The organism is Paracoccus jiaweipingae, from assembly GCF_044335505.1.
Classification (GTDB): domain Bacteria; phylum Pseudomonadota; class Alphaproteobacteria; order Rhodobacterales; family Rhodobacteraceae; genus Paracoccus.
Window position 1 is genome coordinate 162,102 of sequence record NZ_JBISBS010000006.1, and the last position, 22,645, is coordinate 184,746.

Sequence of the window (22,645 nt, forward strand, 5' to 3'; positions counted from 1 at the left end):
GGCATTAATCAGACCAAAGGTCGTCACCACAGATATCGCGGGTCGCCAGTTGCTGCGTCAGGACGGCGACCTCGCGTTCCAGATCAGCAATACGCGCATCCCTTTGTGCAAGCCGTTGGCGAAGCTCGTCAGCCTCAAGCAGCATCGGGATATGCCGGGGGCAATTTTCATCCCACGCCTCGACACGGATCACCAGCGCGCGGTCGGCGCGCGCGCCTGCGGGTGTCAGCGCGGCAACCAGCGCCATGTCATTCTCAACCACCTCGGCGCGACCCCAGATCCTGACCCGTCGCAGGTGGGTGTAATCAATCAGAAACAGCAGCACGCGGTCATTTTCAGACAAATTTCCAAGCGTGATATATTGCCGGTTGCCGTGAAAATCCGCCATGGCAAGCGTGCGGCTGTCCAACAGTCGCAGAAAACCGGGCGGCCCGCCCCGATGCTGAACATAGGGCAGCCCGCCCGAACTGGCCGTGGCCAGAAACGCGCTGCGCTGTGCGGAAATGAACACCTCAAGGTTTTTGGTGATATCAATGGGCCATTCCGCAACCTCGTATATCCGGCGCGAGCCGCGCTGCGTTTGCACACGGCGCACGGCTTCAGAAAAGGCAATTCCATCGGGGGACCGGTCGAAATCAGACATATCTTAACCTGTGCAGTCTGGTTCAGTAGCGCCGCCAAGTGTGGTTAACTGACCGTAACGCCACCAGAACGCACAATTTTGATACCATGCAAAACACCTCCAGCACCCGCGCACCGCGATTCAAGCGTTACGACCAATCCGAGGGCTGCGCCGTCGAGCGCGCGCTGGAGGTGATTGGCGGCAAGTGGAAAGGCGTGATCCTGTTTCACCTGCTGGACGGAACAATGCGCTTTGGCGAAATCCGGCAGGCGATTGGAAAGGTGACCCAGCGCACCTTGACGCGACAGCTGCGCGAATTGGAGGCCGATGGAATTATCACCCGCACCGTTCACCCTGTGCAGCCCCCGCATGTCGATTATGCGCTGACCGACAAGGGCGCCGCGCTGGCCCCGATGCTGTATGCCTTACAAAAATGGGGGCGCAGTCAATTGGCCCTCGGCCCTCAGCGTGACTGATCCTGCGCCCTCCACTGGCTTGGCGTTGTGCCCGTCACCCGCGTGAATTCGCGGTTAAAGTTCGATTTGGTATTGAAACCGCTGTCCAGCATCGCCTGCGTAACCGAGGCACCGTCCCCAATCAGGCCGCAGGCGTGGCGGATGCGAAAGCCGTTGATATAGCGCGAGACGTTGCCCCCGGTCGCGCGGTTCACCGCCGCCGACAGGCGCTTGTCAGGAAGGCGCAATCGCCGCGCCAGCCGTGACAGCGTCAGGTTCGGGTCCAGATGCAGCGTTTCGCGTGACAGCAGGGCGTCAAGGCGGGCAATGATCTGGGCGTCTTCACTGGTGTCGATATCGGGGTCGGGGCGCGCGGGCCTGTCCTCGGCCTCGCCACTGGCGGCAGGCTGGACGCTGAACAGCCCAAGCGCCAGCAGTGACAGCGACGATCCCAGACTGACGATCACCCCCGCCAGTTCGGGCCGCCCGGCCATGAAGGCCACCGCGATCAGCCCATCACTGGCGGCTGAAAAGATCAGCGCCCAGCCAAGGCCCCGCCAGATCAGCGCGGGCAAGCCGCCCGCCTCCAGCCGTGCCAGCGGCAGATCGCCGGACCGCAGCACCGCCAGGATCGCCACGCCATAGCCCGCGAACAGCCCTGCCACCGCGACATCCACCGTCTGCGGCGCAAAAAGACGCGCGAACAGAACAAACCCCGGCCCGGCCAGATGCAGCGCCATCTGTGTGGGCCGCATCCGCCCCAGCATCAGGCTGCGAAACGTCACCCAGGCCAGCGCCGGAATCGCCGCAGCCGTGACCGGCAGCAGCGGTCGCAGCGCCTGCACGTCATAGCCCAAGGCCAGTGCAATCCCCAGCGATTGCCCTGCACAGGCTGTCAGAAACAGCGCCAGCATCTGTCGCCGTCGCAACGCGCTGCGCAGCGCAAGCCACAGCAGAATCAGACCGGTGAACGCGGGAATGGGCAGCATCAACATGCACCCTGTGTGGTCCTTTTTCGCGATCAAGGCGACCTGAATCCGGGATTGAGGACGCCAAATCTGCGTCCCTGCGCCAGTTTTGCCCCACCAAATGCCCAAAGGAGGCCATGATGAAACTGACCCTTGCTTTTGCCCTGATGACCACGCCGGCGCTGGCTGCCCCTGCGCTGGCCGACGGCCTGCCGGGATATGACCGGTTCGACCTCGATGCTGCGCATCGCGCCCGCCCGGTGGCGGCGTCGATCTGGTATCCCGCCGCCGCGCCGACCTATGCGGCGCCGGTGGGCGATGGCCCGCTGTTTCAGCCGCAGCGCGCCTTTGTCGGTGCCGCCGTGGCGCCTGGTCATCATGCTTTGGTTTTGTTGTCGCATGGTTCGGGGGGCAATGCCGACAGTCTGGGTTGGCTTTCGGCGGGGCTTGCGGCGCGAGGTGCGATTGTGGTGGCGGTCAATCATCCTGGCTCGACCTCTGGGGACAGCTCGCCGCGCCGATCGGTCGATCTGGCGGCGCGGGCGCAGGATTTAAGCGCTGCGCTGGATGCGGTTCTGGCTGATCCGGGCTTTGCCGGGTTTGTCGACCCGGCCCGCGTGTCGGCGGTGGGTTTTTCGCTGGGTGGGACCACGGCGCTGGGACTGGGGGGGCTGCAATTCGATGGCGCGATGCAACAGGCCAATTGCCAGACCGGTCCCGACGCCGCCGATTGCGGGTTTTTCCTTCGCGGAGGGGTGGATTTCGCCGCCGCCAAGGGCTTTGACGCCGACACGCGTGACAGGCGCGTTACCCGCGTGGTTGCGATTGATCCGGGCTTTGTCGGGGCGGTGGCAACGGACAGCCCAAGCGCCGTGCCGGTGCATTTCATTAATCTGGGCGAAGGCCCTGACCGGTTGGGCGCCGTCGATGTCGGACCAGATGGCTATGACCTCGCGGGGCGGCTGCCCGGCGCCAGCTATCAGACCTTCGCGCCGGCCAACCATTTCAGCTTTCTGGCAGAATGCAAACCCGGCGGCCCCGAGATGCTGAAGGAAGAGGGCGATGATCCGATCTGCACCGACCCCGCAGGCACGGATCGCGCCGCCCTTCATCAGGCGTTGATCGCGGATATCGGGCGCGCGTTGGGGCTGTGATACCGCGACCGGGTGAGGATCACGACCTCACCCGGTCAGCAACCCTTCAGGCAACAGGATGGCCAGCCCTGACCCGCCGGCATCCGGCCACGCCAGATGCGCCATCCTGCCTGTTCGGTTCCACGATTCAGGATCTGCGCTGCGCTGAAGGCGAAGGCGGGATGCATGGTGTCTGGCTTTGGGGCGGGGCCAGCAAGGGGGCGGCGGGCGCGGCCATGCCCGGCTGATCCGGGCGCGATGTGCCTGAGGTCGGGGTGAGGAACGCGCTGGGCGATCAGCTGATGTCGCCGCATTTCGTGCGGGCCTTCTGCGCGGAATACACGCGCGCGATGGCCAGTGCCTTGCTGCGCCGGTTGATACCTGGGGTCGAAGGGGGACATTCAGGCAGCCTGCCAACCGCTATGGTGCTGCATCTGCGCAATCTGGCGACGGACCATAGGCCAACCCGGCGGGCTTGAGCGGACAGAGCGGCATCGCAGCGACCATGATCCGCAACCCATCTGACAGCGGCGGCTTGCGGCGTGCGGGTTTAGGTGCTGCGCTGGGTGTGGTTTATCGTAACGGAACTGAAGCGCGGTCACATGGGTGATGCGTGATCGGAATGTGCTGGCCCCCGGTCCCAAACGCGGTGCGATTTGCGTCAGGCTGCACGCTGGCGCAGCCTCCCCGGTCAGGCGGGGGGCACGCGATTGGGAGGGGTGCCAAAACGACAAAGCCCGCCGCTGTTGCGACGGGTTTTTGGTTGCGGGGGTAGGATTTGAACCTACGACCTTCAGGTTATGAGCCGATCAACGCAGAAAACGTGAAACCAAGTGATGTCAGCACCTTACACAGCAACCCTTTGATTTCTTGCGATTTCCATTCCGGCGCTCGATGGCATCAGGCGCTTTCGCACTTCCCCGAAAGATATCAAACTGCAGCCAAGGGTTGAGGTGGCGTTGAGGTGAACATCTATGACCAATCATCATCTCCTTCTGTCTGAACGGTGTCACCTTACTTCATCGATCTGTTCAAAACATCGTCCTTAATTGTTCAAGACAGCCTCATTCCCGCGTCCTTAGCCTTTTGTGTCAGGTGAGGTTTGATCTTAAGGCAGCGGCCGTCCTCACCGGAACAAGGGAGGAATGTCTGAATGACCAAAGAAGTCGATGTAATCGTGATCGGGGCTGGCGTCTCGGGGCTGTATCAGGTCCATCAGCTGCGCGAGCAGGGCTGGGATGTGCTGGGCCTGGAGGCCGCCTCGGATGTGGGCGGGACGTGGTATTGGAACCGCTATCCTGGCGCGCGGTTCGACAGCGAAAGCTATATCTACCAGTATCTGTTTGACGAAAAGCTCTACAAGGACTGGACCTGGAGCGAGCGCTTCCCCGCCCAGCCCGAGATCGAGCGCTGGATGCACTATGTTGCCGATCGCCTGGACCTGCGCCGCAGCTTCGAGTTTTCGACCCGCGTTGAAAGCGCGACCTTTGACGAGGAAACCGAACGCTGGACCGTCAAGACCGATCAGGGCGATGTCTATGACACCCAGTTCGTGATCGGCTGCACCGGGATGCTGTCGGCACCGCTGGCGAACCGCTTCCCGGGTCAGGACAGTTTCAAGGGGCAGATCGTGCATACCGGTCTTTACCCCAAGGGCGGGCTGGATATCCGTGGCAAGCGCGTCGGCGTGATCGGCACCGGAGCGACGGGGATTCAGGTCATCCAGACCATCGCCCGCGAGGTGGGCGAGCTGAAGGTCTTCGTGCGCTCGCCGCAATTCTCGCTGCCGATGCGCAACCCCAAATTCGGCCCAGATGAGGTCAAGGAATACAAAGGCCGGTTCGAGGAGCTGAAATCGACGTTGCCGAACACCTTCACCGGCTTCGAATACGACTTCGAATATGCTTGGGCCGATCTGACCCATGAACAGCGCATGGCGCGCCTGGAAGAGATCTACAATGACGGTTCGCTGAAGCTGTGGCTGGCGTCCTTCTCGGAGATGTTCTTCGATCAAGAAGTCAGCGACGAGATCTCGCAGTTCGTGCGCGAAAAGATGGAAGCGCGCCTGAAAGATCCGGAGCTCATCCGCATTCTGGTTCCACAAAAGGGGGATGCTGGCTTCGGGAAGGTCCGCGTCCCGCTGGAGACTAACTATCTGGAAACCTACCTGCTTCCGCATGTCGAGGCGGTCTGCGTGCGCCACAACCCGATTGCCGAGATCGTGCCAGAGGGCATAAGGCTGGAAGATGGCTCGGTCTATGACCTTGACGTCATCATCATGGCGGTCGGCTTTGACGCCGGAACGGGAGGCATGTCCCGCATCGACATCACCGGTCGCGACGGCATGACGCTGCGGGACGAGTGGAACAAAGAGACCCGCACGTCGCTTGGGATGCAGGTTCATGGCTTCCCGAACCTGTTCATGACCGGCGCGCCGCTGGCCCCGTCGGCGGCGCTGTGCAACATGACCACCTGTCTGCAACAGCAGACCGAATGGATCACCGGCTGTCTGAACCATCTGCGCGACAACGGCAAGAAGGTCATCGAGCCATCCGAAAGCTTCGAACGCGCCTGGATCAAGCACCACGATGAACTGGTGAACGCTTCGCTGTTTTCCAAGTTCGACAGCTGGTATAACGGGTCTAATATCGAGGGCAAGCCCAAGCGCTTCATGTCCTACACAGGCGGAGCCGGCACCTATAAGCAGAAATGCCAAGATGTCGCCGACAGCGGATATGCCGGTTTCGAGACTGCGTGACCTTCCTGACTGGCTGCCGCGGGACTGGTGGCGGCCAATTTCTGCAATCTAGAAAAGAGAGGACAGACTTGATGGCTCTGGACATGATGAAAGCCTATGTAATGAATAAGGTCGGCGATGCCGAGGTGAAGGATCGCGCGATCCCCAAGGCGGGGCCGAACAGCGCCATCGTCAAGACCACGCTGGCGCTGGTCTGCACCTCGGACGTGCATACGATTCATGGCGGGTTGGGCGAGATCGTGGATCGCTGCCTTGGACACGAAGCCGTGGGGATCATCCATGAACTTGGCGCCAATGTGCAAGGGTTCAAGGTCGGCCAGCGCGTCGCCGTGAACGCCGTGACGCCGTGCTTTCAGTGCGAGAACTGCCAGAACGGCGTGACCTCGCAATGCGGGGGTATGCTGGGCGGCTACAAGTTCACCTTCCAGAAAGACGGCAACATGGCCGAGTATTTCGAGGTGAACGACGCCAAGGCCAACCTCGCCCCGATCCCCGACGATGTCTCGGACGAGGCCGCCGCCTACACGACCGACATGATGTCGACCGGCTTCATGGGTGCCGAGAATGCGCACATCCCGCTGGGTGGGTCATGCGCGGTGTTTGGCTGCGGTCCTGTCGGGCTGATGGCGGTCGCTGGCGCGCGCATGCTTGGGGCCGGGCTGCTGATCGCAGTGGATGGCGACGACCGCCGCCTGAAGCTGGCGCAAGAGGAGTACGGCGCGGATATCGGCATCAACTTCACCAAGACGGACCCCATTTCCAAGATCATGGAACTGACCAATGGTCGCGGCGTCGACAGCGCCATCGAGGCGGTCGGATCGCAGGCTACCTTCGAGGGCTGCATAAAGGCGACCTGTCCGGGCGGCACGATTTCGAACATCGGCTATCATGGCTCGGGCGATAATGTGAAAATCCCTCTGGCAGAATGGGGCGTCGGGATGAGCAACAAGACCATCATGTCCGGCCTGTGCGAGGGCGGGTCGGCACGGATGGGGCGGCTGATGACCCTGCTGCGCAACGGCCGTGTCGACCCGACGAAGATGTCGACCCATCATTTCGACTTCAAGGATGTCGACAAGGCGCTGAAGCTGATGGACAGCAAAGAAGACGGCATCATCAAGCCGGTGATTCACTTCCCGGTCTGACGGCAATCAGGCGTGTCCCTGGCGGTATTGCGCCGGGGGCACTCCATATTCGCGGCGAAACAGCCGGGTCAGATGCGCCTGATCCGCGAAGCCGCAATCGGCCGCGATCTGCTTGATGGGGACGGCAGGCCGGCGCAGCAGCGCCTGCGCCTGCGTAAGCCGCCGGTCCATGACATAGGCATAGGGCGGAACGCCGAAGCTGGCCTTGAAGTGCCGCGCAAACAAACAGGGAGTCATCGACAGGGTGCCCGCCAGTCGGGCCAGATCCAGCGGCTCGGACAGATGTTCTTCGATATAGCCCCTGATCCGCCGCTGCTGCGAGACAGTCAGTGCGCCTTTGGCATCGGCTTCGCGGGTCCGCACCGTGGCATAATTGCGCAACAGATGCACGATCAGCCCGCGCGACACCGCATCGACATACAGCGCGCCACCTAGTCCCGCCGCCTGTGCCTCTGCCCCGAGAACCGTCATCGCATGGCTGACCACCGGGTCAGTCGTGCGCAGCACGTCGCGCAGCGCGACCTCGTCAACACAGCGGTCGTACATCTCGCTGGCGACCTCGGTCATGAGATCTGCGGACAGATAGATATGCGTCACCTCGACGGGCTCGTCCCAGGTCCAGTGGGCGGCCTGCGCGCGCGTCAGGAACGACGCCGCACCCGGAGCCAGCGTTTCGCGGCTCCAGCGTCCGTCGAAACGGCGTTGCATGGGTGTGACCCCGGCGCGATAGCCGACCAGCAGAAATTCCCGCATCGCCGGCACGATAACGTCCTGGCCTTCATAGTGATAGCTCCGCAGGGCGATGTTCTTCCAGTCAAGCGCATCGCTACACAAGCCGACGCGCCCCGGCACAAATTCCGGCAGGCGGCGCCAGCAAATCGGCTCCTTCTCGGTCGATCCTCCCATGCGCGGGTCCTCCCAAACCCGAAAGAGGGCGCGGCGTCCGCGCCCTCCTGAAAGGTCTTATGCGGCCGCCGTCCCCCGCATGGCGTTGTAGACTGCGGTTTCGAAATCCATGTAGCCCACGAAGGACACCGGATCTCCAAAGGGCAGGATCTGCGTCGCCCAATAGCCGCCCACGCCGTTCTTGCGGTCGATCCAGTAGAAGCTGTTGGCCAGACCCGCCCAGCCGATCGAACCCGCAGGCCGGCCCGTCGGTGCGTCTTCCGAATTGACCATGAATGTATAGGACCAGTCCTTCTTCTGACCCGGAAAGAACTCGGCGTCGTTCGACAGGCTGGGGATGACGCCCGGCAGCATCGTGACCTTCTGCGGCGGGACCAGCGCACCCTTGCAGGCCCAATCTACCGTTTCAGGCTTCAGCACCCGGCCATGCGGGCCGTTGCCGTCATTCAGCCACATGCGGATGAACTTCATGTATTCCGGCACTGTGCCATAAAGGCCGTGGCCGCCCATATGCACCTCGGGGTCGTCGGGCAATGCGAAATCATCCATCGGCGTCAGGCGCATATCATCGCCGCGCGCATGAATCGTGGCCGTGCGCGCCTTCATCGCATCGGTCCGGGTAAAGGCAATGTCCTTCATGCCCAGCGGATCAAACACGCGCTCGCGCATCACCTCGCCCAGACGTTTGCCGCGAATCCCCTCGACTACCTGGCCGACCCAGTCGATATTGGTTCCGTACTCCCAACGCTCACCGGGATCGAACAGCAAAGGCGTCTCAATCGCCGCGCGGCTGCCCGAGACGACCGAGGGCTGGCCATGCTCCTCGGCCATGCGCTTGTAGGTCTCGGAGAAGAAGTCATAGCCGAAACCGCCGGTGTGCAGCATCAGCTGGCGCGTGGTCACATCGGACTTCGGGGCGCGCAGGCGGGGCTGTCCGGCATCGTCGAAGCCTTCGATGACCTGAAGCTTGCCGATGGCCGGGGCATATTCCTTGGCCGGCGCGTCGAGGTCCAGCAGTCCCTCCTCGACGCATTGCAGCGCGGTGGTGCCGGCAATCGCCTTGGTCGTGGAAAAGATCGCGAAGACAGTGTCCTCCGTCATCGGATCGCCGCCCAGACGGCGCTCGCCGCTGGCACCGGAATAGATGTCGCGGTTGCGATCCGTGACCATGGCGACGACGCCCGGAACACGTTGATCGCTGCCCGTGACACCGTTCAGCACGGCATCGCAGCTTTGTTTCAGATTGGTCATGTGGCCCTCCCTTGCCGATTTGCAAAGCAAGGCTAATGCGGCCGCGCGCGCGCTGTCTGTCCGGGATCGGTAGCGGCTGTCTCAGATCGGCGGCAAATTTACCGCCGCGAAAGGGTTTGCGAGGGCAGTTCCCCGAACCGCGCACGATAGGCACCAGCCAGCGCGCCCATATTGGAAAAACCCCAGCCGCTGGCGATCGCCAGAACGGTCTGTCCGGACCCGCCGGCCAGCAAATCGGCGTGCAGCCCCTCCAGCCGCCGGTCGGACAGAAAGTCGCGCGGGGTCAGTCCCCGGAAACGCCGGAACCCCTCGGACAGGGTGCGGGCGCTGACCCCGACCCGATGGGCGACCTCGCCAATCGAAGGCGCCTCGCGCGCCTCGGCGGTCAGGATTTCCTCGGCCTGCCGCACATAGCGCGGCGCTGCGGCCCTTGCGCCAGACTCTAGCGAAATCCCAGCGCCCGCCGCCCATTCCTGCAACAGGTTCAGGCAGATCATCTCTTCCAGATGCCGCCCCGAGACGCTGTCAGGGGCAAGACTCGCCGGGCCGCCGATGGTATGGCCGACATAGCCCAGCAGCGCCCGCCAGCGCGATCCTTCGCCCCCGAATTTCAGCCGTCGCGTCCACAGCGCATTGCCGGGAACAAAGCCATACCACTTGCGCGCCGTGTCCTCCATCAGGCTGTGGGGAATGGTCAGGTTGAACTGCAAATGATCCGGCGCAGCATTCAGCCAATAATCGGTTCGCGCGCAATCTGCCACAAAGCTGTCGCCAGCGACGGTCGTGGCCGGATTAGCGTCGTGGTGGTGATCGACCGCCCCCTTCAGTGTAGTGAGAACGAGAATATTCCCGGCCTCTGGATCAAAATCCCGCAGATGAACGCCGGTCCCATAGGCAAAGCGCGACGCCTTCACTCGCCCGGCCCGCCGTGAAAGCATTACGGCGGCAGGCTGCGAACCGCGTTCCAACGGCCTTACATGATAGGGCATATAGGTCGCACGGCAAAATGCGTTCACCTCGTCCCAGCTGCGCGAGCGAGCTGCACCTGCGGCATCGGACGGCCGAAGGGTCGGAACGAGAAGATTGGCTGTCGTCAACGGCGAACCTTTTTTGTTGGAGTGCTCAAACAAGATAGCTGGATTAAGATTTAGGTCAAAATCATTTCGGCGTCGGCTTTCTTAAGTCAAGGTTTCGCCACCTTCCGCCTCCCTGCCGGTACGTCCCTCGATGTAAGACTTGCCATGCGCGCGAGGCTGACCACCACCGGATCGATGCCGATAGCGTCCAGCCCGGCCTCGGTGGCGATCAGCGTGGTGCCGTGCCCATCGCCGGTCTCGCGCCAGAGCGGCTCGTTGCGGCGGATGTTGGGCTCGACTTCTTCGATGAGGCCGAGCCTGATCATTCGGCCGATGGCCATCTTCGCCGCCGCGCCATGCAGCCCCTCGGGCAGCGGCAGGGCGAGATTGCCCGGGCGGGCGCTGGCCCGGGTCAGGATCAGGGTCTGAGTGTCAGTGAGTATCGTCATGGATGGCTCCGAGCATCGCCGCCACAGGTCGCGGTCGGCTTCTACGGAGCCGGGCCCCGCGTTGCGCGGGGCTGGGCCGTCGGTTCGAACCCGCGGCTCAGGCGGCGTGTTCGCCCTCGCCGAGGGCAAAATCGCTGATCTGCTTCAGCAGGCTCGCCTGATATTCGAGGCTGCCAACGTCGGCCCAGTTCAGCCGTTCGGGATCCACGCCGAAATGATCGTCGCTGATCCCCGCCTTGCGCCCGCCCCGATCAAGATTGTTCGTCGGTTCGTCCAGCAACAGAAAATCCGGCGCGGCAAAGATCAGGGCGGCAGGGACGGCACGGCTGCGCTGAACGCCCGATAGCGTCGCCAGGAGCGTCTGCGGACCGACCGACAAGCCACAGCGAAAAAGCGCCGCCTCCATCCGTTCGGGAAGGGTCCAATCCGCGTCTGCCAGTTCATCGGCATCGGCAAGCCCCAACTCCGCCCGGTCAAGCAGATCGAGCGCGGGTCGTGCGCCGAAAAGATCGGCGATGACGTCATCGGACTGCTCCATCGCTTCTTGTCGCAAGATCGCGAAGGTTCCGGTCATGCGGACCTGTCCCGCAGCGGGATGCTGATCACCGGAAATCAGGCGAAGGAGGGTGCTCTTGCCGATGCCGTTGCGCCCGACGATGCCGGTGCGTTCCAGGCCGAAAGTCAGGTTGAGGTCGGTAAGAAGAGGCGCGTCGTCAGGCGTGGACCAGGACAGGCCCGGAGAGGGAAACGGATGCAGGCATGGGACAGAACTTCTCGCAGCGAAATCGAAGGGGCGAATGCAGCGAGGTTCAGGTCCATGTTGATAGCATCTCCAGTTTCAGGATGTCTCAAAAGTAGGGGTCGCCCGGCGATTTTACAAGCCAAAGCCAACGGAGCTTTTTGGGCTCAATCCGGCCGATCACCGCGCCGATCATGAATGGCCGGTTCGGCGTGAACGCCCATCAAGTGCAGAATATTGTTTGCAGAGCTGCCCGCTCTATGGTCATTTCGGCAGGTCCCGCAGCCAAAGCTCCCCCCCCACAGCCCACACCACCTCCGACGACGTCGCGGCAGCATCCACATGTTTGCCACTGAACACATGTTCTTGCCTTGTTCCCGCCGACCGAACGGTGCACAACCACGCGCAAGAGGAGAATCAAGCTCAACCGCAAGCATAGCAGCCTCATCGGAATATAGCTCAGGGACAGGAGATCGGGCGCAAGGAAGCGCCCTGCCCTCATTGCCGCCAATTCCACTTCCCCCGCACCCTCGGGCGCGGGCTGCACCGGGTTTGAGCGACGGCAATCCTCTGCAGAAACGGAGAGGATAAGACCATGGCCCTGCCGCCGCGCACGCATTACACCCTGCATGAAGTCACCGACCGCTGGGGCTGCAATATCGCGGATATCGCAGGCTGGGCGGATGCGGGCCGGTTCCGGATCATGACTGGTATCACCATGGTTCGCTGCGGGCAGGAAGCCGTGGCAGGCAAGGTGGTCCTTTCACCGATGGAACTGCTGCCGCTGTTCCGCCGCTGCGGCACCGGTCCGACGGCAGGCGTCATGCGCCGCATTCAACCCATCGACCGGGAAGACTGGCTGCCGATCACCGATCCTGTCGGCGGCGTGCCGGTGGCGATCGCCGACATGCTGATCCTGGCCGAGGAGGTTCACGCCTTCGAGGACGAGAACGACATGGTACGCAGGGTCACGTCCGGCCCGGGCGCGGCGACGCCCTATGACTGGGAGGGGATGAACGTCGCATTGATCACACGGATTCACGATCAGACCCGCGAATATATGGAGATGAATGCCCTGCGCGGCATCGTGAAGGACGGGGCGGGAACCACCCTCTACAATTACTTCACCGAGTTCGGCATTGCCCAAATCAGCGTCGATTTCGTCCTCGGCACCGCAGGCACCAATTTGCAGGGCAAGGTCCGCGAGGTGCTGCGCGCTGTCGAGGACAATCTGCTGGGCGAAAGCATGTCGGGCGTCCATGCCCTCGTCAGCCGCGAATTCTTCGACAAGCTGATCTCGCATCCCAAGACCGAGGAAGCCTACAAGTTCTATGCCGCGACCGGCGCCCAGCCGCTCAGACAGGATGTGCGCCGCAACTTCCCCTTCGCGGGCATCCTCTTCGAGGAATATGCGGGCGCCGTCACGCTGTCCACGAAAGCCACCGACCGGCTGGTCCCGGCCAATGAGGGCATCGCCTTTCCGACCGGGACCATGGATACCTTCACGACCTATGGCGGTCCGGCGAACCTTCTGGAAACCGCCAATACCATCGGTCTGCCGCTCTGTGCCCGCCAGCATCTCGACCCCAAGGGCCGCTGGATCGACCTGATGACCGAGGCCTCGATCCTGCCGGTCAACAAGCGGCCCCGCCTGGCGATCCGGCTGCACAGCTCGAACTGATGAACGCCTTTGCCGCCGCCATGGATCGCATCTTCGGCCATCCGGACATGGGCATCTCCGCCGTCTGGATCGCGGCCGGGACCAGCGAAGAACGCCCGATCCGCCTCATCCGCCGCGCGCCGGACCGGATCACCGAATTCGGATCGGCGCGCATCTTGTCAGAGAAGCTGACGGCCGATATCCGGGTCAGCGATCTGCCCGATCCCCGGCCGGGCGATCTGATCATCATCGGCGCAGAGAGCTATGCGATCCAGGGCGAACCGACCCGCGACCGCGACCGGCTGATCTGGACCGTGGAGCTGGTGCCCGCATGAGACTGAAGCTCGACATGGATCCCGATCTCGTTGCCATGATGCAGGCCGAGATCAGGGCCGGCGAAAAGGCCGTGACCGGCGCCATGCGCGAGGCGGGCGTGGGCCTCAAGACCGCATGGCGCGGTCAGATCACCGGGGCCGGACTGGGAAAACGGCTGGCGAATTCGATCCGCAACGCCACCTATCCGAAGACAGGCGACAGCCTCAACGCCACCGCGCTGGTCTGGTCAAAGGCGCCGGTCATCATCGGTGCCCATAGTGCCGGGCCGCTGATCCGCTCCCGCGACGGCTTCTGGCTGGCGATCCCCACGGAAGCCGCCGGAAAATCCCTGCGCGGCGGGCGGATCACCCCGGGCGAATGGGAGCGTCGGACCGGGCTGCGCCTGCGTTTTGTCTATCGCAGACGCGGGCCAAGCCTGCTCGTTGCCGAGGGGCGGCTGAATACCAAGGGCCGCGCTGTAGCATCCCGCTCCAAAACCGGGCGCGGGCGGGTCACGGTACCGATCTTCCTGCTGGTGCCGCAGGTCAGGCTGCCGAAGCGGCTGGATCTGACGCGGGAGGCAGAATGGGCGGCTGATGGCGTGCCGGGCAAAATCGTCGGGAAGTGGGTGGAGGGGAAAGCGAAATAGTGTGCGTTACGGTTGTTCAGCCCAAACCTTGTAATCGAATATCGCACCACCTGCCCTAGCATAAGCTACCGTTTCTCTCACATAAAGTGTGGATCGCCATGGATTAAAGTGATTCATCCAGTGTTCGTCATCATTATCAATGGCTTGGGGCAGGATTGAGTAACCGAAGTTTGACGGTACCGTTCCTCCCTCTGCGCACGTGATCTCCATTCTGGATACGCCGAAACCGCGAAAGGTGAGATATTCATTGAAAGCCAGCAATTCCCGCTCTGAGAGCCAGTCGGTGCCTAGTCCAGTTTGGGCTTGCTCCAGCAGATGTTCAAAGCGCTCGGCCACCCTTGCCTCCAATTGACGGCACTAATTGCGCCGCTCAATCCAGACCCGGAACTCAATCGATCGGTCGCTGTCGCGTGCAGCTTCCACCTTGCGCATCACCAGACGATCATGACGATGGAAGTCATGATGGCTCTCCCAGTTCTCAGGGCCATCGAGACCAATGACTGCAAAATCAAGATCCACAATGTCTCTCTCACCACGACGCTCGTGGGCCTCGAGGCGAGTCACCCAATATGCGCTCATCTCCGGTTGAGAAACCAGCTTAATGAGCTCTTCGGGGTCGACTGGGCCGGCACCGCGCCCGGAGCTTGCGTTATGGATAAAGTCTTCCTTGTTCATAGCTTGGCTCCTACCACGGCGGCTCCTGACGCGGATTGTACCTGTCATTGACTTGAATCACAGCGCCAGTTTCATCGTTGATCAGTACCCAATCGCCGTTCCGCCCGAACAATATGGTCGCGCCCTGTTTTCCTCCTGTTGAGGTATCACCACGGGACGCAGGAGACCTACTGGTCGGGAAATCAATGATTTCATCAACAGTTTCCGGCGAATGTCCTTTTCCTGCAAGATATTCTTCACCTGAACCGCGACTTCCATGACCTCGAACAGTGTTGCCTTTTGGTGTTCTATAGTCTTCACCACTTCGCGCCTCGACAATGTTCGGCCCACCGCCATGCGCAGCGACGTCCTGCCTGAACGCGTGCCGCCCGACGGCCTCCTGATCCTGCGCGATGGTGAACCGGGCGAACCTGAAGTCACGCTGTCACCGCTGCGCTATCACTATCAGCACCGCGCCGAGATCGAGGCGGTGGTTCAGGGCGCTGACCGTGACGCAGCCTTCGACGCCCTCTGTGCCAGCATCGGCGCAGCCATGGCTGCCGACCGCACGTTGGGCGGGCTTTGCGACTGGGTCGAAGCGGAAGAACCGCGCCCGGTCGATCTGCCTGTCGAAGGCGCAGCCAGCCTGAAAGGGGCGGTGATTCCGGTCATCTTGCACTACACCACCGCAGACCCGCTCGGCTGAATCACCCTACAATCGAGGAGAATACGATGGCACGAGCCCAAGGGGCGCGAGCGCAGATGGCGCTTGCGTTCGAGACCGTCTATGGCATTCCGGCTGCGTGCTGGACCAGCTCAGCTGGCAGATGCAGCGCTCCGGGCTGTTGACCGCGACCGCGCGGCTGGTCGCGCAGGGCGAAACGGTCGGCACTGTCAGCAATGCGGGTACGCCCGCACCCATCGATCTGAAGCGCTTCGGGCATTTCAACGGATCGATCACCCGCAACGGTGCGGCGCTGGGGCAGCACATGTGGATAGGTTACACCCAGACTGACAGCATCGCGCCAGCGGCGCTCTCAGAGGGCTGGGGAATAGGAAGGAATGGTATGGGTGTTGCTGGACGCCAAGGGATCTCCTTGCCCTCAGAGGCTCCCTAGGCGAGCTCCCCATCATAGCTTCTGGGGGCGGCTTCGCCACTGTAGTGGCCACAGGACAAACCTGTGGCCACTCTCGGAACAGATCGGAATGCGATCCCGTTCGGGCAAGCTGAACCTCGTCGTCTGCGATCCGATAGAGCAGCAGCCAGTCGGGTTCGATGTGCAGGTCGCGAAACCCGATCCAGTCCCCGCGCAGGGAGTGATCGCGGTATTCTGGCGGTAAGGATATTTCATTGGCCAGCAAGGTTAGGACGGTGCGCAGCTTGGTCATGTCCTTGCCGCGTTTCTCCGCCCGCTTCACATCATTGCGGAAACGGGTTGATGGGACCAAGGCCAGCACGGTCAGATGCCGAGGTCAGAGAACAGGGCATCGGGGGTGTCGAACCGCTCCCCCTTGCCCGCGTCCAGTTCCTTCATGGCCTTCGCCGTGGCTGGGGTTGGCACCTTCACATCGAAGGGCAACCGCTGTTCATCTGCGATTCGCAGCATGAGCAGCCGGATCGCATCCGATACGGAAAGCCCCATCGCTTCCAGCGCCGCCGCTGCTCGATCCTTGGTTGCTGTGTCGATGCGCGCCCGCACCACCGAATCCGCATTCATGGCACACCCCAAAATTTGTAGCTACAATGTAGCTACAATAGCGAACATAGTAAAGGCTTCCCCGCTCATTCAGCTTCAGGGGCCCAGAAAACGATCACAGAGGGCCTTCCGCAAGTTTGGCACGCCTGGCCACGAAGTCGGCTTCCACAGCCTCGTGGCTGCGTCCCTGACCGTCCAGCATCGAGGCACGGGCCTTGCCCACCTTGCGGCCCAGATACTCCCTGTAGGCCCGCTCATGGCGGCGCTGCTCGATGTAGTCGCGCATCAGTTCACGGACGACCTGCAATGCAGGGCGATCCGCTGCGGCGGTTTCGGCCATGAAACTGTCCCGGAGATCGGGTTCCAGCTTCATCGTGAATACGGCTTTGATGCCCGTGTCTTATCCTCATAGATACTGACAAAGTATATACCGCGTCAGTATCATAATTCCAGACCGATCATCGGCCCTATCCGGCACTCTATCCCGGTATCCCGCCCTTGCAAATCACAGTCTTCGCCAGCATACTCTCGTGGCCACGTCAAGAGCCGTCAGGCTAACGCCCTCCTTCTCTTGGCGTGGCCTCTCGCGGCTGGTGAGGGGGCGTTTGCGCCCCCTTCAAACCCCCTGTTGCGGCTGTTGCCGCAGCGGGGAAACCCCGACCCCCATTCTGCCCGATGGCGGACGGGGCCAACCCCGAACCCCGGCAGGGGGAACGCTTCCCCTGCGCCCCTGCTTTTGCGGAGAGCCGATGCCTGACGACGCCGTTGACAACCCGATCTGGATCAAGCTCCGGGCATCGAGCGCGGAACGCGCCCGCTGGCAGGCGCTGGCGGTGGCGCGCGGTGTGTCTCTGTCCGAGCTGATCCGGTCGCGTCTGGACGGGACGCGGCTGCGGTCCCGGCGCGAGGCGCCGCCGGTTGCGCCCGATCTTCTGCGCGAGCTGGCGCGGATCGGGAACAACCTGAACCAGCTTGCCCGTGCCGCGAACCGGCGTGAGCCGGTGACGGCGTTGCTGGCGCGGCTGATCGAGATTGACCGTGAGCTGGCGCTGCTGCGGGCCGCGCATCAGCGTCCGGACGCGCCGCTGGCCGACAGCGGCGATGGGATCGGCTGATGCTGATCAAGTTCACCACCGGCGGGCGCGGGGGCGGTGGGACGGTTGCGGCCTATCTGTTGGACCATGAGCGGGCGGGGCGGGAGTCTGCCGCGCCGGAGGTGGTGCGGGGCGACATGGCGCGCACGGCCGAGCTGATCGACAGCATTACGCGGGACTGGACCTATACGCATGGCGTGCTGTCCTTCGCCCCGGAGGATGCCCCGACCGAGGATCAGCAGCGTGAGGCCATGGACCAGTTCGAGGCGTTCGCCTTCGCCGGTCTCGATGCCGAGCAGTATGACATCACTTGGGTGCGGCATCAGCACACCAGCGGCGGGCGGGTCGAGCTGCATTTTGTGACCCCCCGCATGGAGCTGACCAGCGGGCGGGCACTCAATATTGCGCCGCCCGGCTGGGAGCGCAGTTTCTCGAAGCTGCGGGACGCGTTGAATCTGTCGCATGGTTGGGCGCGGCCGGACGATCCGGCGCGGGCGCGGGATCTGGGCTTTGAGCGACCCGAGGCGTGGGAGCGGGACGGCTTCCGGCTCAAAGAGGGCCGGGACGCCGTCCACGCCTATGTCACGGCCCTGATCGAGCGTGGGACGGTGCGGGACCGCCCCAGCATGGTTCAGGCGCTCACAGAAGCGGGATTGGGCGTTGCACGGCAGGGCAAGGACTATCTGACCGTCCAAAGCGAGATCGAGACGCGACTGACGAAGCTCGAAGCGACGACCACGCGGCTGACCGCAGCCTTGGAGACGCAGAACGCCTCAACGACGCGCTTGGTCGAGCAGGTGAACAGGCTCTTGAACGCGCTCAGGAGTTAGAGCACGCCCATGTCCGCCAGCGCGACAGGGGCTGGGATTATGGGATGTAGGCCCTGATTGTGGGGTGATCTTGCAGGTTTGGAAACGGCCGCCGGGGTTTACCGGCGGCCTGTGTGTTCATCCGAAGATCAGGTCGTCCTGTAAGGCGGTGATGTTCAGGTCAAGAATGGTCAGCTGGTTCCCATTCGAGAAATCCAGTACAAGATCGGCCTTGCCGTCACCGTTCACATCCCGGCTGGATGCGATGCGGCGCACATCCGCATAGCTGTGCAGGTCGAAATCCATCAGGCGCAGGCTGTCCACCCCGTCCTCGAAATCGGCGATCTGGTCTGCGCCGCCCCGTGCGCCAAAGATGAACACATCCGCACCACTGCCGCCGATCATAACATCATTGGCCCGGTCACCGATCAGAGTATCATTGCCGGCACCGCCATTGATGATGTTGTTGGCGGTGTTACCCCGGATCCAGTCATCATATGCAGAGCCCTTTACGTTCTCGATGCTGGCATAGCTGTCGCCTTTGGCATCGCCTGTGTTGTTTGAGGGGTCCAGAAGGTCGATGATCAGTCCGCTTCCTGATGTGCCATAATGGGCGGTGTCGCGCCCGGCCCCGCCTTCGAGGCGATCTGCCCCGGTCCCGCCAACCAGCACGTCGTTGCCATCCTGACCGCGCAGGGTATCGTTGCCGTTTCGCCCATACAGCCAGTCATTACCGCGACCGCCTTCCAGGGCATTGCCGCCGCCGTTCCCCAACAAGGTGTCATTGCCGCTGCCGCCGCGCAGGTTCTCGATGCTGATCAGCGTATCGCCTGCGGCAGCCCCGCTGACAGCGCCGGTTGCCAGATCTGCCCTGGCCGCGCCGCCATGGACGGAATAATCAGCCCAATCCGAGCCGCTGCCCCCATCCAGACGATCCGCCCCATTGCCGCCGATCAGAACATCATTGCCGGACCCGCCGGTCAGGCTGTCATTGCCATTGCCGCCAATCAGCGTGTCATTGCCGCCAAGGCCATCCAAAGCATCGGCACCAGATGTCCCTGTCAGCCGGTCGTTACCCGAGGTGCCACGCACCAGCTGGGTCAGATCGTCATAGTCGATGACCGACCCATCTGAGAACCGGACAGGGCCGATTGTCGCTGCTGCTCCAACCGCCTCTGTCACCTGGGTGCCATCTGCCTGCGTGATGGTCAGATAGAGCACACCGCCAGAGACGAACTGCGTCACCTGACCGGGGGTGATCCCCGTGCTCAGATAGAGGGCATTCTCAGCCGTCAGGGTCCGGGTGAAGCCCAGATCGTCTGTCAGCATCTCGTCCATATCGTCCGAGACCTTACCATCACGCGGCCCATTCCCAAGTTTGGGGTCCAAAGGCTGGCCATAGATGTCGACCTTATGGGTCTTCCCGTCCGATCCGGTATAGCTGCGCCCGTTGATCGCAGCCATTTTGTCCTGAACATATTTGGCAACGTCAGAGACCCCGGACGGGGCGGTATAAGTATATTCCCGTGCGATCAGCGTATTGGCACCGGGTTCGCGAACCCCGTCGACTATGACGATTTCGGGGCGCCCATCGCCGTTCACATCGCGCAGCATGGCGGCGTTCTGAAGGTTGTCGTCCAGCGACAAAAGAACATCACCCGCTTTAAGGGTCGACAGGACGGATTCATTGTGCACCCGGATACCGTCGGCGATGTAGGTGTGATGCTCGGCAACCGTGAAGTTATACGTCTTCCAGCCACGTTTGACCTCGGGTTCCAGCGCCGCGCCACCTTCGCTGGCATAGACCAGCATCTCGGCCTGCTCGAACATGTGCGCGGTCTCGGCCGAGTATCGGATCACCTCGGCCGTCACCGTCTGGACCGAGCCGTCTGCCGCAACGATCAGCCCGTCATCCGCGATGATGTCCTGGATCTCGGCAAAAGACCCGTCAGGCCGCAGATAGCGGTGGCCGGGGGTCACATAGGTGCCGTTCGACAGCTGCAGCCACGTATCCGTCACGTTGTGCAAAAGCTGCGTCACGCGGCCGGGAACCAGGTTGCCGGTAGCGTCGTGGGCCATAACGATGTCGGACGGGGTGATGTCTTCGATGGGTTTTCTGGTGCCGTCGGCAAGCGAAATTTTGGTTCCTGCGGGGAAACATTGGTCTTGCTGCTTTACAAACGTATCCAAGAACAACTGGTAATCTTCGATTGTCGTGTAACCAGCTTTAATCGAATCGGCAGCGATTGAAAATCCAACTGCATCGATACTCGCCCACTGAGTTATTTCTTTTGTTATTATGGAATACTGATTTGATAGCCAGGCGTTGGCTGCTGCACCTAAATTGTTCCTTGTTGACCCGCTTATTAATCCGGAGTTATAAAAATCTGAAATGATCTCACTGAAGGCATCAACCTCGGCTTTTGCTGCTTGATAACACTGTTGCAGAACTGATGCTGTAGCATCGTAAGGAACCCCATATGCGTTCGAAATATTTTGTGCCGCCAAATTTGCTCTTACAGCTTCGTTTGCGGACAAGGCTACATAGCTGAGACCAGGTACTTTTGAAAGCAACGAGGAAATTAATTCGTCTTGTGCTCACGATCTAACTTCATCCTCGTTTCCGCTTCGTATGGCTGAGACGACGTCTCTAAGGGAAAGAGCTGTTCCTACGAGGTCAAAAAATTCACTGTCGAATTCTACTGGCATGTGTTTACTCCCCATTTTTCTGAAAGCAAGAGATTAATAAGGTCCATGTTGGCTTTAACCGAGTAAGTCCTCATGTCTTCGCTGGAAAGTTCACCGATCAGGGATTCACCTTGCGCGTAAGCGATGCCAAGCGAGAAGTTTTCTAACGCCGAACAGCCAAAAGAGCCATGTTTAATGGTCTCTTGTGCGTAGGTTAAGGCTGCGATCACATTTCCAAGGCCACCAAGAGCGGCATCATTTTTTTTGCCATTTTCAAATAGCACCTTGTTTATTTCAGCCTGAACGAGCAAGTCGAAGGGTTGAACAGTTATCTCCATTGGTGGCCTGCTCAAGGCACTTTCGGTACAAAATTCTTCTATTGCCTTGCCCTTGAGAAGATCAGATTCTGGGGATGTCTTGATTATCAAATCTCTGTTTCCAAAATAGTATGTATCACTTAGCGCAGTCCTTTCAGACAAGCAACGATCTGCTGCATTATTAAGAACCAGTTCAATCTTACTTAAATCTCCACTATGAGACGGAAGTGCTGGGTTGAACACTACATGTAAAGTAAAAAGTAAAGCAAATCTTCTCATTTTAACTATTCTAATGCTACAAGCCTGTAAATGATTGAGGTATATCCAGATCGCCCGTAGACAAGTAGTATAAGGTCGATTTACAGCGCCAAATCCCGGCGTTGAATGAGTTGCTCCTGCCCTGAGGGCGGACCGTTCGGCGAGGTCTCTTCACTTCATAAACAATAATGACACTTGTTAGCATTGAGCGGGCACTATGTAATCTAACAGCCAACCGAAATAAAACACGGCTCAGAAAACGTCGTTTTCAATAGCCTTCATGCATCCGGAAGGTTTCAAACCTTACTATTGCAAGCCTTCCCTGTAAAGGCAAGTTTTTTTAGCCTTCAAAAACGGCCGTTTCTGGAAGCCTCTCAAATACCCCTGCTTGACTGCGCCAAAACACCCTGCCAATACCAGATCGGTTGTTGAAGGTTTTTGGGCGATTATTCTGGGTTATGCGCGCGTCTCCACCGAGGAGCAGCATCTTCATGGGCAGCTGACAGCTCTCAAGACGGCCGGTGCCGCGCGGGTCTTTGCCGAGAAGATCTCGGGCAGCCGTCGCCTCAGGCCCGAGCTTGAGCGGTTGCTCGATCAGCTCCGACCCGGTGATGTGGTCGTGGTCACGAAATACGACCGCCTCAGCCGATCCCTGCAAGACCTGCTGACGATTGTTGATTGCATCCGGGCTAAGGGGGCAGGCTTCCGCTCTCTCGCTGAGGACATTGACACAACCACCCCGGCAGGGCGGCTGGTATTTCACGTCTTCGCCTCCATCGCCCAGTTCGAACGCGAGCGTATCGGCGAGCGTACGCGCGAAGGGCTGGAAGCCGCACGGCGCCGTGGCCGGGTCGGCGGCAGGCCCCCCGCCCTGTCTGCTGAGCAAAAGAAGGAAGTGCAGCGCCTGCGCGACGAGGACCGCCGCAGCATCGCCGAGCTGGCCCGGCTGTTCCGGGTCAGTCAGAATACGATCAGGAGGGCGTAAGGCTTGCAGTGCCGGAG

The 22,645-nt window shown here is 61.4% G+C and carries 25 protein-coding genes and 1 pseudogene; 12 read left to right on the forward strand and 14 right to left on the reverse strand.

What is annotated here, in order from left to right:
- Window positions 1-4 precede the first annotated feature (4 nt).
- A complete protein-coding gene (locus ACFXP9_RS11675) occupies window positions 5-643 on the reverse strand; it encodes a pyridoxamine 5'-phosphate oxidase family protein (RefSeq protein ID WP_397209214.1) in 639 nt (212 codons plus the stop codon).
- A gap of 86 nt (window positions 644-729) precedes the next feature.
- Here ACFXP9_RS11675 and ACFXP9_RS11680 point away from each other — a divergent pair, with 86 nt between their 5' ends.
- Window positions 730-1,098, forward strand: a complete 369-nt coding sequence (locus ACFXP9_RS11680; protein WP_397209215.1) for a winged helix-turn-helix transcriptional regulator — start codon at window positions 730-732, stop codon at window positions 1,096-1,098.
- Here the strand turns inward: ACFXP9_RS11680 and ACFXP9_RS11685 are convergent.
- Window positions 1,086-2,072 carry a helix-turn-helix domain-containing protein gene (locus tag ACFXP9_RS11685; RefSeq protein ID WP_397209216.1) on the reverse strand — a complete coding sequence of 329 codons (987 nt, stop codon included), beginning with the start codon at window positions 2,070-2,072 and terminating at the stop codon, window positions 1,086-1,088. The genes ACFXP9_RS11680 and ACFXP9_RS11685 overlap by 13 nt on opposite strands.
- Before the next feature lie 113 nt (window positions 2,073-2,185).
- On the opposite strand from ACFXP9_RS11685, the gene ACFXP9_RS11690 reads away from it, so the two are divergent.
- The 3 genes from ACFXP9_RS11690 (at window position 2,186) to ACFXP9_RS11700 (ending at window position 7,081) form a co-directional block, all read left to right on the forward strand.
- Window positions 2,186-3,199, forward strand: coding sequence for an alpha/beta hydrolase family protein (locus ACFXP9_RS11690; RefSeq protein WP_397209217.1), 1,014 nt, complete (start codon window positions 2,186-2,188; stop codon window positions 3,197-3,199).
- 1,132 nt (window positions 3,200-4,331) lie between these two features.
- Window positions 4,332-5,936 (forward strand): flavin-containing monooxygenase, encoded by a 1,605-nt coding sequence (locus ACFXP9_RS11695; RefSeq protein WP_397209218.1) that lies wholly within the window; start codon window positions 4,332-4,334, stop codon window positions 5,934-5,936.
- Window positions 5,937-6,007: 71 nt separating this feature from the next.
- On the forward strand, window positions 6,008-7,081 hold the full coding sequence (locus tag ACFXP9_RS11700) for an NAD(P)-dependent alcohol dehydrogenase (RefSeq protein ID WP_397209219.1): 1,074 nt from the start codon (window positions 6,008-6,010) through the stop codon (window positions 7,079-7,081).
- A gap of 6 nt (window positions 7,082-7,087) precedes the next feature.
- On the opposite strand, the gene ACFXP9_RS11705 is transcribed toward ACFXP9_RS11700, so the two are convergent.
- The 5 genes from ACFXP9_RS11705 to ACFXP9_RS11725 form a co-directional block, all read right to left on the reverse strand.
- Window positions 7,088-7,987, reverse strand: coding sequence for a helix-turn-helix domain-containing protein (locus tag ACFXP9_RS11705; RefSeq protein ID WP_397209220.1), 900 nt, complete (start codon window positions 7,985-7,987; stop codon window positions 7,088-7,090).
- Between the two features lie 57 nt (window positions 7,988-8,044).
- On the reverse strand, window positions 8,045-9,238 hold the full coding sequence (gene acmB / locus ACFXP9_RS11710) for a methyl acetate hydrolase AcmB (RefSeq protein WP_397209221.1): 1,194 nt from the start codon (window positions 9,236-9,238) through the stop codon (window positions 8,045-8,047).
- Between the two features lie 98 nt (window positions 9,239-9,336).
- Window positions 9,337-10,335: an AraC family transcriptional regulator gene (locus ACFXP9_RS11715; RefSeq protein WP_397209222.1), complete on the reverse strand. Its 999-nt coding sequence runs from the start codon at window positions 10,333-10,335 to the stop codon at window positions 9,337-9,339.
- Window positions 10,336-10,421: 86 nt separating this feature from the next.
- The gene (locus ACFXP9_RS11720; RefSeq protein ID WP_397209223.1) at window positions 10,422-10,763 is read right to left on the reverse strand and encodes a hypothetical protein; all 342 of its coding nucleotides are present in this window, start codon (window positions 10,761-10,763) and stop codon (window positions 10,422-10,424) included.
- A 97-nt stretch (window positions 10,764-10,860) separates the two neighbouring features.
- On the reverse strand, window positions 10,861-11,562 hold the full coding sequence (locus tag ACFXP9_RS11725) for an ATP-binding cassette domain-containing protein (RefSeq protein WP_397210230.1): 702 nt from the start codon (window positions 11,560-11,562) through the stop codon (window positions 10,861-10,863).
- A gap of 535 nt (window positions 11,563-12,097) precedes the next feature.
- Between ACFXP9_RS11725 and ACFXP9_RS11730 the strand changes: the two genes are divergently transcribed.
- The 3 genes from ACFXP9_RS11730 to ACFXP9_RS11740 are packed head-to-tail and all read left to right on the forward strand — an operon-like array spanning window position 12,098 to window position 14,126.
- Window positions 12,098-13,183: a major capsid protein gene (locus ACFXP9_RS11730; protein ID WP_397209224.1), complete on the forward strand. Its 1,086-nt coding sequence runs from the start codon at window positions 12,098-12,100 to the stop codon at window positions 13,181-13,183.
- On the forward strand, window positions 13,183-13,497 hold the full coding sequence (locus tag ACFXP9_RS11735; protein ID WP_397209225.1) for a head-tail joining protein: 315 nt from the start codon (window positions 13,183-13,185) through the stop codon (window positions 13,495-13,497). The genes ACFXP9_RS11730 and ACFXP9_RS11735 overlap by 1 nt, the downstream gene beginning before the upstream one ends.
- Window positions 13,494-14,126, forward strand: coding sequence for a DUF6441 family protein (locus tag ACFXP9_RS11740; RefSeq protein ID WP_397209226.1), 633 nt, complete (start codon window positions 13,494-13,496; stop codon window positions 14,124-14,126). Before ACFXP9_RS11735 ends, ACFXP9_RS11740 begins: the two co-directional genes overlap by 4 nt.
- Window positions 14,127-14,132: 6 nt before the next feature.
- On the opposite strand, the gene ACFXP9_RS11745 is transcribed toward ACFXP9_RS11740, so the two are convergent.
- Together ACFXP9_RS11745 and ACFXP9_RS11750 are read right to left on the reverse strand one after the other, a co-directional pair.
- Complete coding sequence (locus ACFXP9_RS11745; RefSeq protein ID WP_397209227.1) at window positions 14,133-14,462, reverse strand: hypothetical protein; 330 nt, start codon at window positions 14,460-14,462, stop codon at window positions 14,133-14,135.
- A 21-nt stretch (window positions 14,463-14,483) separates the two neighbouring features.
- Complete coding sequence (locus ACFXP9_RS11750; protein ID WP_397209228.1) at window positions 14,484-14,801, reverse strand: hypothetical protein; 318 nt, start codon at window positions 14,799-14,801, stop codon at window positions 14,484-14,486.
- A 256-nt stretch (window positions 14,802-15,057) separates the two neighbouring features.
- Here ACFXP9_RS11750 and ACFXP9_RS11755 point away from each other — a divergent pair, with 256 nt between their 5' ends.
- Window positions 15,058-15,486, forward strand: a complete 429-nt coding sequence (locus ACFXP9_RS11755) for an acyl-CoA transferase (RefSeq protein ID WP_397209229.1) — start codon at window positions 15,058-15,060, stop codon at window positions 15,484-15,486.
- 85 nt (window positions 15,487-15,571) lie between these two features.
- Window positions 15,572-15,763 (forward strand): annotated as a pseudogene (locus tag ACFXP9_RS11760) (phage tail tube protein); the annotation flags it as partial.
- Here ACFXP9_RS11760 and ACFXP9_RS14300 read toward each other — a convergent pair.
- The 3 genes from ACFXP9_RS14300 to ACFXP9_RS11775 all read right to left on the reverse strand — a co-directional run bounded on the left by ACFXP9_RS14300 (window position 15,738) and on the right by ACFXP9_RS11775 (window position 16,850).
- Window positions 15,738-16,238 carry a type II toxin-antitoxin system YafQ family toxin gene (locus tag ACFXP9_RS14300; RefSeq protein WP_459253784.1) on the reverse strand — a complete coding sequence of 167 codons (501 nt, stop codon included), beginning with the start codon at window positions 16,236-16,238 and terminating at the stop codon, window positions 15,738-15,740. The pseudogene ACFXP9_RS11760 and the gene ACFXP9_RS14300 sit on opposite strands and share 26 nt — an antisense overlap.
- A gap of 2 nt (window positions 16,239-16,240) precedes the next feature.
- Window positions 16,241-16,498 (reverse strand): type II toxin-antitoxin system RelB/DinJ family antitoxin, encoded by a 258-nt coding sequence (locus tag ACFXP9_RS11770; RefSeq protein WP_397209230.1) that lies wholly within the window; start codon window positions 16,496-16,498, stop codon window positions 16,241-16,243.
- 94 nt (window positions 16,499-16,592) lie between these two features.
- Complete coding sequence (locus ACFXP9_RS11775; protein WP_397209231.1) at window positions 16,593-16,850, reverse strand: antitoxin of toxin-antitoxin stability system; 258 nt, start codon at window positions 16,848-16,850, stop codon at window positions 16,593-16,595.
- A gap of 376 nt (window positions 16,851-17,226) precedes the next feature.
- Between ACFXP9_RS11775 and ACFXP9_RS11780 the strand changes: the two genes are divergently transcribed.
- On the forward strand, window positions 17,227-17,592 hold the full coding sequence (locus ACFXP9_RS11780) for a MobC family plasmid mobilization relaxosome protein (protein ID WP_397209232.1): 366 nt from the start codon (window positions 17,227-17,229) through the stop codon (window positions 17,590-17,592).
- Window positions 17,592-18,401 (forward strand): relaxase/mobilization nuclease domain-containing protein, encoded by an 810-nt coding sequence (locus ACFXP9_RS11785; protein ID WP_397209233.1) that lies wholly within the window; start codon window positions 17,592-17,594, stop codon window positions 18,399-18,401. The genes ACFXP9_RS11780 and ACFXP9_RS11785 overlap by 1 nt, the downstream gene beginning before the upstream one ends.
- Before the next feature lie 117 nt (window positions 18,402-18,518).
- On the opposite strand, the gene ACFXP9_RS11790 is transcribed toward ACFXP9_RS11785, so the two are convergent.
- A complete protein-coding gene (locus tag ACFXP9_RS11790) occupies window positions 18,519-20,888 on the reverse strand; it encodes a hypothetical protein (RefSeq protein WP_397209234.1) in 2,370 nt (789 codons plus the stop codon).
- Between the two features lie 191 nt (window positions 20,889-21,079).
- A complete protein-coding gene (locus ACFXP9_RS11795) occupies window positions 21,080-21,664 on the reverse strand; it encodes a hypothetical protein (protein ID WP_397210225.1) in 585 nt (194 codons plus the stop codon).
- 424 nt (window positions 21,665-22,088) lie between these two features.
- Here ACFXP9_RS11795 and ACFXP9_RS11800 point away from each other — a divergent pair, with 424 nt between their 5' ends.
- Window positions 22,089-22,628, forward strand: a complete 540-nt coding sequence (locus ACFXP9_RS11800; protein WP_397210232.1) for a recombinase family protein — start codon at window positions 22,089-22,091, stop codon at window positions 22,626-22,628.
- Window positions 22,629-22,645 lie beyond the last annotated feature (17 nt).